General features: G+C 58.7%; 11 protein-coding genes. 2 read left to right on the top strand and 9 right to left on the bottom strand.

Translation table 11 applies throughout. The features are described from left to right. Positions 1-174: 174 nt before the first annotated feature. Entirely contained in the window at positions 175-3015 is a 2841-nt protein-coding gene (locus Cte04_RS04865; protein WP_157081846.1) for a hypothetical protein, read from the top strand. A gap of 215 nt (positions 3016-3230) precedes the next feature. Here the strand turns inward: Cte04_RS04865 and Cte04_RS21860 are convergent, their stop codons facing one another. The 8 genes from Cte04_RS21860 to Cte04_RS04905 all read right to left on the bottom strand — a co-directional run bounded on the left by Cte04_RS21860 (position 3231) and on the right by Cte04_RS04905 (position 12274). After that, complete coding sequence (locus Cte04_RS21860) at positions 3231-3770, bottom strand: hypothetical protein (protein ID WP_217997567.1); 540 nt, start codon at positions 3768-3770, stop codon at positions 3231-3233. A 245-nt stretch (positions 3771-4015) separates the two neighbouring features. Next, the gene (locus Cte04_RS04875; RefSeq protein WP_083526511.1) at positions 4016-5623 is read right to left on the bottom strand and encodes an SIR2 family protein; all 1608 of its coding nucleotides are present in this window, start codon (positions 5621-5623) and stop codon (positions 4016-4018) included. Positions 5624-6497: 874 nt separating this feature from the next. After that, complete coding sequence (locus tag Cte04_RS04880; RefSeq protein ID WP_066472942.1) at positions 6498-7508, bottom strand: inorganic phosphate transporter; 1011 nt, start codon at positions 7506-7508, stop codon at positions 6498-6500. Between the two features lie 19 nt (positions 7509-7527). Then, positions 7528-8175 (bottom strand): DUF47 domain-containing protein, encoded by a 648-nt coding sequence (locus Cte04_RS04885; protein ID WP_066472946.1) that lies wholly within the window; start codon positions 8173-8175, stop codon positions 7528-7530. Positions 8176-8677: 502 nt separating this feature from the next. Then, positions 8678-9454: an ABC transporter ATP-binding protein gene (locus tag Cte04_RS04890; RefSeq protein WP_066472951.1), complete on the bottom strand. Its 777-nt coding sequence runs from the start codon at positions 9452-9454 to the stop codon at positions 8678-8680. A 1-nt stretch (position 9455) separates the two neighbouring features. Beyond that, positions 9456-10238 (bottom strand): ABC transporter ATP-binding protein, encoded by a 783-nt coding sequence (locus Cte04_RS04895; protein ID WP_066472954.1) that lies wholly within the window; start codon positions 10236-10238, stop codon positions 9456-9458. Between the two features lie 16 nt (positions 10239-10254). Then, the gene (locus Cte04_RS04900; protein WP_066472957.1) at positions 10255-11334 is read right to left on the bottom strand and encodes an ABC transporter permease subunit; all 1080 of its coding nucleotides are present in this window, start codon (positions 11332-11334) and stop codon (positions 10255-10257) included. Between the two features lie 10 nt (positions 11335-11344). Then, complete coding sequence (locus Cte04_RS04905) at positions 11345-12274, bottom strand: branched-chain amino acid ABC transporter permease (protein ID WP_066472961.1); 930 nt, start codon at positions 12272-12274, stop codon at positions 11345-11347. A 405-nt stretch (positions 12275-12679) separates the two neighbouring features. Between Cte04_RS04905 and Cte04_RS04910 the strand changes: the two genes are divergently transcribed. Then, positions 12680-13303: a uracil-DNA glycosylase family protein gene (locus Cte04_RS04910; protein WP_066473993.1), complete on the top strand. Its 624-nt coding sequence runs from the start codon at positions 12680-12682 to the stop codon at positions 13301-13303. A 1-nt stretch (position 13304) separates the two neighbouring features. Here Cte04_RS04910 and Cte04_RS04915 read toward each other — a convergent pair whose 3' ends face one another. Then, positions 13305-14681 (bottom strand): replication-associated recombination protein A, encoded by a 1377-nt coding sequence (locus Cte04_RS04915; protein ID WP_245633294.1) that lies wholly within the window; start codon positions 14679-14681, stop codon positions 13305-13307. Positions 14682-14817: the final 136 nt, after the last annotated feature.

Genomic DNA, 14817 nt, shown 5'->3' on the forward strand with positions numbered 1-14817 from the left:
CAGCATCCGCTCACGCAAACTGTATAAATATACAGTCGAACACGGTGCGCCACCCTTCCAAGCGTCTTTTCAGTTCCACACCATTCCTCCCCGCTTGGAACGTGGCCGCCTGCTCGATTTGCTGTCTGGAACTCGGCGATCATTGAACCTGAAAAGAACATGGAGGAGGCGCACATGCCCATCAAACACCTGTCGTCCAATGGAGAGGACGCCATCACTGTCAACACACCAACACCATCTCAATCGTCTGGAATCCAGCCGATTTCATCGCCTGTCGCATCGACATTCGGCATCAACCTCTTTCGATCGGTTCAAGACGGTGTTCACTACCGCTCCGACGACCTGACCTGGGAAGAATTCACCGACTTCATGATCGAGGAAGGCCATCAGGTTTCACCCTGCAAGGAGGCCGTGAAACTCTTCAACGCCACCCGGTTCAAGACCTTGGATGAGGCGGTGAAGGAAGACCGTGGTGGTTATCGTGAAGACCCAGACGGAACCCAACTGGTTCGACGCCAACAGCGCAATGCCGTCGCCGTGGAACTGCTGATCGTGGACTACGATGGCACGCTGACTCTTGATGAAGCACGGGAGCGCTTCAAGGACTATGAGTATTTGGGCTATACGTCACATAGTCATCTGAAGACACCCGATGTCCACAAGTTCCGGTTGATTTTCCCGCTGACATCGCCGATCCCGGCACATCAATATCACAACGAATACGGGATGCTCCAGGAGCAAGGGGTGTTCTATGACCTGTCCGAAGCACTGCAGGCCTTCGCTCCGACCTGCGATCCCGTCATCGCCAGGCCAGCACAGGTCTACTATCTGCCCTCTGTTCCAGAGGAGCGCAAGGCCGACGCGGTGATCTGGCGCAATCACGGGACCGTCCTCGACTGGACCACATGGAAGCACAACAGCGCCTATGCCAGGGATCCGCACGACAGCTCTCCCGTTCCTCGCAAAGCCAGCGGCCTGCCAAACCGCACCCTCGATCCCGACCAGGTGTTTCAGCACCGCCAAGGAACCATTCGCGCGTCGGAAGTGACGGGGCGCATTCAACACGTGTGCTGTCCGTTCCATGGTGATACCCAAGGTTCGGAATTTCTGGCCCGGTATCCCTCCGGTGTCGTGTGCTTCCACTGCAAACACTGCGGGTCTTTCACCCTGCCACCATCCCACCGACTGACGCTCCCAATACAGCAGGAAATGCCAGACACCCTCCATGAGATGTTGGAAAACAGCTTCGAACCCGTGTGGTTGGATCACGAGGACAGGCAACACATCGCACGGACACTCGAGAGCTACAAGAGGGACATCCTCGCCGACAGGGCTGAGGGGATGGGCGGTGGCCTCCAGTTCAAGTCACATGTGATCTACCTGCCCGAAGGCGCGGGTAAAAGCCAGTTAGCGATGAGTTTTCTGCGCGATCCACCACAACCCTACTTCCCACCAATGCGCGAGGCTCTGTATCGCCACCAGATCATCTTTGCCTGCAAGTCGTGGAAGCAGGTGAGGGAAAAAGAAGCCTCGTTTCGCCCCCAACTCCAAGCCATCGGTCGCAGCTGCCGGATTGCCTGGAGCTTCGACGGATCGATCGAACGACGATTCAACGTCAAGGTCAGGCGCAAGGCCGGCGGCCCGTTCATACCGGGTGATTTGATTCCCGACGAAACGTTCGAAGATATTCGACGGGAGAACCCCCGTCTATCCGAAAAATTCATTCGTGTCGCCTGGACCATACTCGGCGACGACCCTGTTCGTTTCAAGCGGATGGCGATCCCTGATCACGTCGATGTCACGCCAGACACCCCTGTTGACGATGAAGACCTGATCTTCGACGACATGGGCAGCGAGCCGCCCGCCATGATCTTCACCACCTTCGCCCAACTGCGATTGCTCGCCGCCAAGCATGACCGCATTCCGATGAACTGGATTATCTGGATCGATGACCCGGACCTGGATGAGTTCCTCGACATCAAGCCGCGCCACAGCAGCGCAAAGGCCGATGACGCCAAGACCAGGACGATCGACGGTACCAACTACGACATTCGCCCGGAAGTTCAGTCCCTGGGTGTGCCGTTCAAGCACCACCGCTGCATCTACACCACCACAGAACGGATGACGCTACGCCTGCTGGAAAACCACCTGGGCAAGCACCACACCCCTTATACCGTTCACGGCAAACGCCAGCAGGTCACGGGGGGCAAGATCACGCTACTGGGTACCGACAAGGTGCAAACCAAATTCGATGCCTTGATTCCACTGCTGATTCGCCGTTTGGAAAAGGATCACCAGACGGAAATCACCTTGATCGCCGATGGTATTCCAGCGGATTTCAACCACAGCACGAACAAGGGCCGCAATGACCTCAAGAACCGGAATATCCTGGCCGAACTCAGCGTCCCTCACCCTACCCAGATCAAGACCGTGTGTGACGCCTTGGGTTTGAAGTACTCCGAGCATCAGCGTGCGGTCGGCCACGACCTGATGGTCGACAAGATGCACCAAGCCATTGGCCGCAATTCAGGGTTCAGAACATCAGGTGCTGAATGTGTCGTCCTCGTGGACAAGAAGCGACATGCCGCAATCGTGAACGAATGCGGCTACCTGATTGACACCGCCAACAGCGTGATCATCGACAAGACCGCAAAAATGGGACGTTCAGACAGCCGCCTGACGGATTCTGCTTCCCCACTTGTAAAACAGATTGAGCGCTTCCTGAATCACCCGACAGAGTATTTGTCGGACTTCAGGAAGGTGAAACCCGATATCCAATTCGTGCTCGATCAACTGGAAAATCCAACCAAGAAGTCGAACTACATCGTCCGTCTTCTGGTTGCATTGACCTCGGTGTCACAAGTTCGTTTCGATCACGATCCGTCATCTTCGGTTCGGGAGGAAACCCATATGTCGAGCCAGATTCGGAAGTTGGGTGAATGGGTTTTGACCCTCATTCAACCAGATGAACGGGAGAAGGTTTTGATCCAATATCGGATTCAATTCGAGAAATGATCCGGAACCACCATTCCAACACCCAGGATCACGCCCATTCATGGATATTTTTATAACTCATTGATTTTACAGAGATTTTCTATTTTCGCCTTCTATTATTAATAGATAAAATACAAAATACTCTTATAAATCAACACGTTATAATTTTTTTCACACCACTGCTTTTCCTATGGGGGATGGGGCATGGGGAAGGCCACGATCCCACCGAGTGAGGGTCAAGACCCAGGGACAGACCCGTTCTTGGACCGTGCGGCCTCCTTGGCGGCCTTACGACGACAGTTGTACCAGTACGTGAGTGCACCCTTTTCCGTGAGGGTAGCACCCACCACGAAGGCAGCAGTGATCACCTCCTTGGGTTCGTCCTTGATCTCGTTGTAGATGGCACGGGCGGCATCGGCCTTTGTTTTACCTTCGGCAATCAAGGCTTGGCCTTGTTCGATGGCGGCACAAATGATCGGTTGGTTCAGGTCGACCTCGACAGGCTTCGATGTGGTGACATCGGCCTTGGTCGGCATGACGGACGTTCCAGCGGCGGGCTTCTTTCCCATGTATAGGCTCCACAGTTCGTTGAGGTGTTGCTGGCTCACTTCCAGCGTCATGGTCTCGAACCCCGGGATGTTCTCGAACAAACCCAGGACCACCTCGGCAAACTCGTCCTCAACCAATGCCAAACCACCCTGTTCTTCGATGATCAACAGCAGGGTTCGGCATTCGTCTTCCGAGAGGGCGTGCACGGCGATTTCGTTCTTGACCATGCGTACACCATCCCGACGAACTCAAGAGCTGACAACAGGGAATGACCAATCAACACCGGCGCAGAATTCACCATGGAGGATGGAACCAGACACACGAACCTCCTAGTTAACCCGCTTTCTCGCTCAGGATAGTGAAATCGATAACTGTCGGCCACTTTCCAAACTTCAGATGCAAACGGTGGGCGACGTTATTAATCTCATCGATTGAATGTGATTGAGCATATATCCCTGCGATTTAATCAGACCTACTGGGCTTTATCTTTTGCATCCTTTATGTAGTCGTAAACACTGATTAGTTTCAAAAATGAAGTGCGAATATTTGGATCTTCATGGGAAATAAGTAGGTCAAATTTTTCTTTTAAAAAATCTTCAACTTGGTCAACTTGAAATGCTAGCTCCGGCAGGTAAAACCAGTATGACATTGTTCTCTCAAGAGTATCTTGCTCAGAAAAAGCCAGAAAATCACCTTGAAAGTTTTTAGCCTTTTCGACGAGCTGCCCAGATCCTGTCTTTTTCAAATAGAAATCTAAAGTCCTATTCGCCACCAGCTTGACACGGTGGTCCATCGTTTCCGGATCGAAGCCCTCCATTGTTTTTGCGATTTTTATATATCTCAGCACTGGCAAATAACGAACTTTTTTCAAGAGCTCGGGTAGTGATTTTTCCACTACTGTCTTTGCATTTAACCCCTGGTCATTAAAAATCAAATCTCTGACGAGTATTTCTCTAGAGATTGCAACGTAACCTACGTCTCTGAGCTTAGCAAGTAGGCCAACCCCCATAGCAAACTCAATTTCATTTAGAGGCGTTTTATCATCAATATCTTGAACATAAACTCGATCTGCAGGATCAGTTGAATGAACGAGCTGATAAACCTGCTGCTTTAGTAGGCGAAGTAACTTAGCAGGAATTTGTCGTTTAATTTTTCCGAGTGCTTCCAGTACGTCAGTCATTGACGAGGTTGTACCCTGATAAACAGGAAGGCTTCTCCCGTCGTGAGAAAGAATGGTTCGCTCAAAACGTGGATCTCGGCATTTAGGGTCCCATTGAATAAATACTAAGCGATCAGCCAATTTCCCAACATTTTCACTAGAAAGCCCATCCAAGATACTATATATAATCTGCAAAATATTTTCATCAGCAAGGGAGTACCCCAGAAATACAACTGGATTTTCGACGAAGAATGTTAAAAGTTTTGATGCAAGATATGGATTTTTTTGATGGAAGCGCTCATAATCTTTCTTGGTGAAAACCAGAGATAAAGGATCATCTTGTGTTCCATGAATCTTGTAAATCTCGGCAATACCCTGAATTTGGGAGAAAATTAGTCCCTCTTGTCCTACATAGACTGTTTGGCCGGGGAAAATAGTTTCTATTAAATTATCCCAATTTGTTGTTACCACTCCATCAGCAACCACTTTTTTGAAGAGTTCCAGTTCAGCAACGAGTTCAGGCGTAGTTGTTAATTTTGCCGCACTTTTTAGATAGATTGCGGTCTCAATTTTGAGAGCAGATTCGCTATCGATGGCAAGGTTCATATAGGCATCACGAGAAGCCTTGTAACGTTCTTCTTTCCACCATTTGGGCTGTAATTCCTTTGCTATTAACGTGGCAAGTTGTGGCAAATCGCCTGCTGCCTCCGTGCTGAGGAAACCGTAGTCCAGCCCATGAATCTCACAAAGCTTTCGCAGTAGCCCTGCCCAATCCTCAAGACCCAAGTAGCGACGCGAAATTCCTGATCCTATGAAAAGGTACGGTGGAGAAGGAAATTTCTTCAAATGGCCCAGCAACGATTCGCCCAAAGTCATGCACACCCCCAAAAGATGTTTAATTAACGTGGATTGTTGCAACATGTTGCCACACGATACGTGTGATGGGCCATTGCTAGTAGATGAAATGACTGGAAGCTACTGAAACGTGATGAACCGTAGAGGGCCATCTGGAGCCTGGCCCTAGCAAAAAGCATCCAACCTCAGCCGCTTCTGATTGCGCTTCAACCTATCGACCCGTATCAGTCTGGTGTCACTGAGCGGCTTATGCAAATGCCTTGTGGAACGTCGCGCAGTTTTCTCTGATCCTGTCCCTTCACATCCCCTCACTTGAGCGTAGGTGTGATTAGTCAAGCCTCTCTCCAACTCTCGTCGGAAGAGGGTCTCACAGCGACGTCCATTCTTCTACGTCCACCTCCGTTTCCATCGGGCATGCGCAGACAGAGAATTCCGACGGCAGTAACCATGAAGAGCACCGATGACAGCAGCCACACCCAGTACCAATGCAAGGGAGAGCATCCAACGTGTCGTCAGGGACTTGGAAAAAGTGGGATTACAGAATCGAGGCACTGTCCTAGGAGGCCTTCTCGAGAACGCGATCTACTGCATCCGAACGATCGACAAGGAGCTGGTCCAGGAACGCGAAAAGAATCAATGGCTCACATTGATTCTGCGAAAACTCATTGATCTTTAGCCACAGGGCTCTGTCGTCAAAGAGGTGAGGCGGATGGGACGCAAGAGTCCCACCCCATGGAACCAGCAAGAGGACGCTGCCTCGGTCGAATACAGGGCTGGAATCACGATCGAAAGCTAACCGATGGCATCGATCAATGAATCGTTGACCGAACGAAACCGGAGACCGTGTTGAACCCCAAACCCTGCGAACCCGTTGCACTGGCCCCGGTCGTACCGGAATCAGCCTTGCACCAATTCCGACACGACCGATCACAACAACCCATCAGTACAGCTGCAGGCTCACCCAATAGGCAATTGCCGCGACGAAAGCGCTGGCCGGAATCGTCAGAATCCAGGCCCAGACGATGTTGCCTGCCACGCCCCAGCGCACGGCGCTGGCCCGCTGGGTGGAGCCCACGCCTACGATGGCGCCCGTGATGGTGTGCGTGGTCGAGACCGGCACCCCCAGAAAGGTGGCGATGAACAGCGTCAGTGCGCCTCCGCTTTCGGCGCAGAAGCCGCCCACGGGCTTGAGCTTGGTGATCTTCTGGCCCATGGTCTTCACGATGCGCCAGCCGCCGAACATGGTTCCCAGGCCGATGGCCATGTAGCAGCACACAATCGTCCAGGTGGGAGGCGCCGCGTCACCCGCATTGGCATAGCCGGTGGCGATCAGCAGCAGCCAGATGATGCCGATGGTCTTTTGGGCATCGTTGCCGCCGTGGCCCAGGCTGTATGCGCTGGCCGACAGCAACTGCAGCCTGCGGAACCACCGGTCCACCTTCAGCGGACTGGTGCGCCGGCAGATCCAGGCCACCAGCACCATCATCAGCGAGCCCAGCAGATAGCCCAGCACCGGCGAGACGAAGATGAAGGCCACGGTCTTCCAGATGCCGCCGGCAATCAGTGCGCCCGCGCCGGCCTTGGCGATGACCGAGCCCACGATGCCGCCGATCAGCGCATGCGAGGAGCTGCTCGGAATGCCGTAGATCCAGGTAATGACGTTCCAGGCGATGGCGCCCACCAGGGCGCCGAAGATCACATGCGTGTCCACCACTCCCGGCTGCACGATGCCCTTGCCCACCGTGGCGGCAACGCTCAGGTGAAAGACGAAGACGGCAATCACGTTGAAGAAGGCCGCAAACACCACGGCCTGCGTGGGCTTGAGCACCCCCGTGGAAACCACGGTGGCAATGGAGTTGGCGGCGTCGTGGAAGCCGTTCATGAAATCGAACAGCAAGGCCAGCGCGACCAGCAGAATCACAACCCAGAGGGCTGCTTGTGCGGTTTCCATATCCGGCTCCCGGCTGCGGTCAGGAGTTCTCGAGGACGATGCCCTCGACCAGATTGGCTACGTCCTCGCAGCGATCGGTAATGGTTTCGAGCAGCTCGTAGATGGCCTTGAGCTTGATGACTTCGCGCACATCGGGCTCTTCGCGGAACAGCTTGCTCATGGCCGCGCGCAACACGCGGTCGGCATCGCCTTCGAGACGGTCGATTTCCTCGCAGGTCTTGCGCGCCGCCTCGACCACCGACGCATCGGCGATGCGGCCCAGCATCTTGACCACGTCGCGCACGCGTTCGCAGCAGCGCACGCACAGCTCCGTCAGGCGCGTGATCTCGTCCGTCATCTGGCGGATGTCGTACAGCGCCATGGTCTCGGCCGAATCCTGGATCAGGTCGGCCACGTCGTCCATGGTGTTGATCAGCGAATGGATGTGTTCGCGATCCAGCGGCGTGATGAAGGTCTTGTGCAGCAGGGTGGTGACGTCGTGCGTCACGCGGTCTGCGGCGCGCTCGGCGTTGTCCACATCGTCGTTGTATTTCTCACGCAGATGCGGGTCGTTGTAATTGGCGACAAGCTGCGAGAAGGCGTGTGCCGCATCAACAATGCGGTCCGCATGTTGATTGAACATCTCGAAAAAATTGCCTTCGCGCGGCAATAACTTGCCAAACAGCATGAATGCTCCTTACCGGGGACAGAATAGAACCAGGCGACTCAGTGCTCCACATAAGGCATGCTGGGCATGGCTTCCCGGTTTGAACGGGGCGAAGTGTACTCTCGAGGCCTTTTGCGTTTTGGCGCGCATCATGGACAACCCTATCAAGCGCCACGAAAAATAAAATACACCGGGCGCCCCGTGCACCAGGCGGCCCGCAGGGAGCTCCGTTCGGGCAGCAGGGGCTCCGCCTGCAGCGCTGCGGGCGTGGCTTGCCAACCCTTGGCGCCCTTTCAGCAAGCGGCGGAAAGCACTGTTCAAGGAGGGTGATACGGGCGACGAAGGCATGCGCGTTTTTTTTCTTTATATTTCTTTTTGAAATATATAAATACAGATTTCTTGAAGCCTAGAAAATCAAGGAACACATACACGCCGGTTACAACAAGCCCTCGCTGTCACGAAATCGTCATTTTTTTGACACGCCAAGCATTTTTAGGGGAATTTTCCTGGCGCTGGAACCTACTTATTCTCCTAGGTAGGCGGCGCGCACCCGGGGGTCATCGAGCAGCTCCTGGCCCGCGCCGGTCATGGTGATGATGCCCGACTCCATCACATAGCCGCGGTCGGCGATGGCCAGCGCACGGCTGGCGTTCTGCTCGACCAGCACCAGGGTCACGCCCAGCGCATAGACGTCGCGCACCACCTCGAAGATCTTGTCCACCATGATGGGCGACAGGCCCATGGAGGGCTCGTCCAGCAGCAGCACCTTGGGCTGGCTCATCAGTGCGCGCGCCATGGCCAGCATCTGCTGCTCGCCGCCGGACATGGTGCCCGCCAGCTGGTCCTTGCGCTCCTTGAGGCGCGGGAAGATGCCGAACATGCGCTCGATGTCGGCCTGGATGCCGGCCTTGTCGCTGCGCGTATAGGCGCCCATGAGCAGGTTCTCGGTGATCGTCATGCGCGCGAACACGCCGCGCCCTTCGGGCACCATGACCAGGCCCTGCGCCACCAGGTCCCAGGCGCCCTTGTTCCGGATGCTCTGGCCCAGGTAGAGGATTTCGCCGTCCGCCATGGGCAGGCCCCGCGTCACGGCCTTCATGGTCGTGGTCTTGCCCGCACCATTGGAGCCGATCAGCGACACCAGCTCGCCCCGGCGCACCTCGAAATCCACGCCCTTGACGGCCTGGATGCCGCCGTAGGCCACCTTCAGGTCCCGGACCTGCAGCAGCACCTCGCCTGCTGCCCTGCCGGCGGCGGCCGATGCGGCGTCCGCCGGCCGGTCTTGCGTTGCTTGCTGCATTTCAGTGCCCTCCGGTACCCAGGTAGGCCTCGATCACTTTTTCATTTTTCTGCACCTCGGCCGGCGTGCCTTCGGCAATCGGCTTGCCGTAGTCCAGCACCGTCACGCGGTCGCACAGGCCCATGACCAGCTTCACATCGTGCTCGATCAGCAAGATGGTGCGCCCGTCGTTGCGGATACGGTCGATCAGTTCGCGCAGCTGCACCTTTTCGGTGGCATTCATGCCGGCCGCCGGCTCGTCCAGCGCGATCAGCTGCGGGTCGGTCGCCAGCGCGCGAGCGATCTCCAGGCGCCGCTGGTCGCCGTAGCTCAGCGTGCGGGCCTTGAAATCCGCATATTTGGCGATGCCTACATAGTTGAGCAGCTCATGGGCGCGCTCGCGGATCGCCGCTTCCTCGGCCTTGAAGCGCCGCGTGCGGAAGACCGCGCCGATCAGGCCGGAGTGGGTGCGCACATGGCGCCCGACCATGACGTTCTCCAGCGCCGTCATCTCGGCAAACAGCCGGATGTTCTGGAAGGTGCGCGCAATCCCGGCCCGGGCCACCTTGTGGACGGCCGAGGGCTGGTAGGGCTTGCCCGCCAGCTCGAAATGGCCGGTATCGGGCGTGTACAGGCCCGTGATCACATTGAAGAACGTGGTCTTGCCTGCGCCGTTGGGCCCGATCAGGCCATAGACCTGGCCCTGCGCAATCTTCATGTTCACGTCCGACAGGGCCTGCAGGCCGCCGAAGCGCTTGGAGATCCCTGAAACCTCGAGAACGGTGGAAACCGTGCTGTTCGACATTGCGTCTCCTCCGTGCTCAGGACCGCTGCGGCAGATTCTTGCCGTGCTCGGGCGTAGGCCACAGGCCGCGCGGGCGCATCAGCATGATGACGATCATGGCCAGCGCGATCAGCAGCTGGCGCAGGATGGAGGCGTCCAGCCGCCCATCGGTCATCTGCTGCAGCGGGCCGGCCACATAGCGCAGCACCTCGGGCAGGGCCGAGAGCAGCACGGCGCCCAGGATCACGCCCGGAATATGGCCCAGGCCGCCCAGCACGACCATGGCCACGATCATGATGGACTCCATGAGGCTGAACGATTCGGGCGAGACAAAGCCCTGGAAGGCACCGAACATGGAGCCGGCCACGCCGCCGAACGAAGCCCCCATGCCGAAGGCCAGCAGCTTCATATTGCGCGTGTTGATGCCCATGGCCTTGGCCGCGATCTCGTCCTCGCGGATGGCCATCCAGGCGCGGCCGATGCGCGAGTCCTGCAGCCGATAGCAGATCAGGATGGTGATCAGCACCAGGGCGAGGAACAGGTAGTAGTACAGCGTGACCGACGCGATATCGAAGCCCAGGATCTCCTGGCGCCGCGCCAGGTCCAGGCCGAAGATCTTGACCGAGTCGATCTGGCCGATGCCCTTGGGACCGTTGGTGATGTTGACCGGCTGGTCCAGGTTGTTCATGAAGATGCGGATGATCTCGCCGAAGCCCAGTGTCACGATGGCCAGGTAGTCGCCGCGCAGGCGCAGCACCGGCAGCCCCAGCAGCACGCCCGTGCAGGCCGCGAGGAAGACGCCCAGCGGAATCACCAGCCAGATGGAGGTGTGCATGCCGTCGGGGAACATGGCGCTGAACCACTCGAAGGTCTCGCCCAGATGGGGCGATGCCATGAGCGCGAACATGTAGGCCCCCACCGCATAGAAGGCCACATAGCCCAGGTCCAGCAGGCCCGCGTAGCCCACCACGATGTTCAGGCCCAGCGCCAGCATCACGTACAGCAGGGCCAGGTCGGCGATGCGCACCCAGGCGTTGCCGAAATATTGCAGGATCAGCGGCAGCACCAGCAGCGCCAGGCCGCCGCACAGCCATTTGAGTGCCTTGTTGTCTTTCATGGCAGTCCTTTCAGGCACGGTCGGCCACGCGCTCGCCCAGCAGGCCCGAGGGGCGCAGCGTGAGGATGATGATGAGCACGATGAAGGCAAAGATGTCGGTGTACTGGCTGCCCAGCACGCCGCCCGTCAGGTCGCCGATGTAGCCCGAGCCGATGGATTCGATCAGCCCCAGCAGCAGACCGCCGACGACGGCGCCCGCAAGGTTGCCGATGCCGCCGAACACGGCCGCCGTGAAGGCCTTGAGGCCGGGCAGAAAGCCCATGGTGTGGTGGGCCGTGCCGTAGTTCGAGGCATACATGATGCCCGCGATGGCCGCCAGCACGGCACCGATGATGAAGGTGGCCGAGATCACCATGTCGGGCTTGACGCCCATCAACGCGGCCACGCGCGGATTCTCGGCCGTGGCGCGCATGGCGCGGCCCAGCTTCGTGTAGTTGACCAGGTACATCAGCGTGACCAGCGCCACCACCGTCACCGCCAGCACCAGGATCTGCGTGGGCGTGATCACCGCCGTGCCGATCTCATAGGGAATGGAGGGCAGCAGCGTGGGATAGGCCTTGTAGTTGGGCTTCCAGATGATCATGGCCAGCGTCTGCAGCAGGATGGACACGCCGATGGCGGTGATCAGCGGCGCCAGGCGCGGGCTGTTGCGCAGCGGACGGTAGGCGATTTTCTCGATGGCGAAATTCAGCGTCGCGGCCACCACGCAGGCAATGACGGTGGCGATCAGCAGCATGAGCCAGCCAGGCAAGTAGGGCATGGCCTCCTGCATCAGGCCTATGCAGCTCCAGCTGGTCAGCGCGCCGACCATCAGCACCTCGCCGTGGGCGAAGTTGATCAGCTGAATGATGCCGTACACCATGGTGTAGCCCAGGGCTATCAAGGCATACATGCTGCCCAGGACCAGACCGTTGATGATCTGCTGCAGCAGGATATCCATACGCGCGCACTCCTTCTCCCGTCAAAGATGGAGACACTGCAAGCCTCTCATCCCGAACGACGGAGCCAGCGATGCCATGTCCGCCCCTGCCTTGTTGGTCCGCTCGGGCGGTCTGACGGCTTTGTGGGCCGCACGCAGCAGGAAGCTGGCGCGATTCTAGGCAGCGCCCGCCCCTGCGTAAGGGCGGGGTTTCCCGTGGCTTTACAAGAGGAGGCAAGGCTTTTATACGGCAGTGCAACATGAAAAAAAAGTAGCAGCTACCGCTTTCAAAACAAGCACTTAACCTTTGTTGAATGCTCAAACATACGAAAAGCAGGCGTCTGCCGCTAGCATTTCAGTAGATGAAAGCATGCTGGCATGCAGCCTGCCGGCAACGCCCAGGCCCTTGAGAACCATACGCTCCGCATGAATCCGCCCCGCCCTGCCCCTTCCGAAGCGCCGCCGCTCGATGCGCTGCTTGAGCGCGTGCGCGCCTGCACGCTGTGTCAGGGCCTGCCGCTGGGCCCCAGGCCCCTGCTGCAGGCCGGCAGCGGCGCGCGCATCCTGATTGCGGGCCAGGCGCCGGGGCGGCGCGCCCATCTGAGCGGCATCCCGTTCGACGACGTGAGCGGCGAGCGCCTGCGCGCCTGGCTGGGCCTGACGCGCGCGCAGTTCTACGATGCCAGCCGCGTGGCCATCGTCCCCATGGGCCTGTGCTTTCCCGGCACCGGCAGGAGCGGCGACCTGCCGCCGCGGCCCGAATGCGCACCGGCCTGGCGCATGCCCCTGCTGGCGGCGTTGCCGCAGATCGAGCTGACCGTGGTGCTGGGCCGCTATGCGCTGGCCTGGCATTGCCCCGGGCAGGCGCGCGCCATGCTGGCCGATGCGGTGGCCGCCTGGCTCCAGGCGCCGGGGCCGGTGGTCCCCCTGCCCCACCCCAGCCCGCGCAACATGGCCTGGATCAAGCGCCACCCCTGGTTCGAGGCCGAGGTGCTGCCGCTGCTGCGCGAACGCATACAGCTCGCCCTGGACACGCCAGGCGCCGCCTGATTCACTCTTCCGTGGATTCACCTCCGGCCTGCGCCCGCGCGGCAGCATTGAGCGCGCGCAGCTCCTCGAGCTTCTGGCCGATCTTGATCTCCAGCCCGCGCGGCACGGGCTGGTAGAAGCCGGGCTCCTCCATGCCGTCGGGCAGATATGTCTCGCCCGCCGCAAAGCCGCCTTCCTCGCTGTGCGCGTAGCGGTAGTTCCTGCCGTAGTCCAGCTGCTTCATGAGCTGGGTCGGCGCATTGCGCAGGTGCAGCGGCACGGGCCGCGTGGCGTCGCCCTTCACGAAGGCCTTGGCCTTGTTGTAGGCCATGTAGCCGGCATTGCTTTTGGGCGCCACGGCCAGGTAGATCACGGCCTGCGCCAGCGCCAGCTCGCCCTCGGGACTGCCCAGGCGCTCGTAGGTGGCGGCCGCATCGTTGCACATCTGCATGGCCCGCGGGTCGGCCAGGCCGATGTCCTCCCAGGCCATGCGCACGATGCGCCGCGCCAGGTAGCGCGGGTCGGCGCCGCCGTCCAGCATGCGGCAGAACCAGTACAGAGCCGCATCGGGATCGGAGCCGCGCACCGATTTGTGCAGCGCGCTGATGGTGTCGTAGAACTGCTCGCCGCCCTTGTCGTAGCGGCGCATGCGCTCGCCCAGCACCTGCAGCAGCCAGGTATCGGTGATGCGCTCCACCTGGGCCTGCTCGGCCGTGATGGCCAGCGTCTCCAGTGTGTTCAGCAATCGGCGCGCATCGCCGTCGGCATAGGCGATCAGGCGCTGCAGCGCTTCGTCTTCGATAGCGGGAACCGCTTGTATAGCCTGGGCCTTGGCCACGATCTGCTTGAGATCGTCCTCGCCCAGCGACTGCAGCACATAGACCGCCGCGCGCGACAGCAGCGCCGAATTGACCTCGAACGACGGGTTCTCGGTGGTCGCGCCGATGAAGGTGAACAGCCCGCTTTCCACATGCGGCAGAAAGGCGTCCTGCTGGCTTTTGTTGAAGCGGTGCACCTCGTCCACGAAGACGATGGTGCGCTGCTGCATCAATCCGTCGCGCGCGGACTGGGCGCGCTCCACGGCCTCGCGGATGTCCTTGACGCCGCCCAGCACGGCGCTGATGGAGATGAACTGCGCATCGAAGGCATCGGCCATGAGCCGCGCGATCGTGGTCTTGCCCACGCCGGGCGGGCCCCAGAGGATGCAGCTGTGCGGCCGGCCCGATTCGAAGGCCAGGCGCAGCGGCATGCCCGGCCCCAGCACATGCTGCTGGCCTATCACCTCGGCCAGCGTGCGGGGGCGCAAACGCTCGGCCAGCGGCTGGTGCGGGGCCGAAGCGCCGGCCTTGCCGCCGAACAAATCAGAGGCTGCCGAAGGGTTTGTTGCAGGTGTTGCCATATATCAGAACTTCTTATCAGGCAGAATAGGGTTTCAGCGGATTATTGCTCTCCATCGGCGAAGAATCCCCTCTTCGTTATGGATATCGGCTTTTCTGGTCTGCCAGCCACAAGCTTAAACGGCCCAGCCCCTCTGA

This window comes from Comamonas terrae, assembly GCF_001544075.1.
GTDB classification, from domain to species: Bacteria; Pseudomonadota; Gammaproteobacteria; order Burkholderiales; family Burkholderiaceae_C; genus Comamonas; species Comamonas terrae.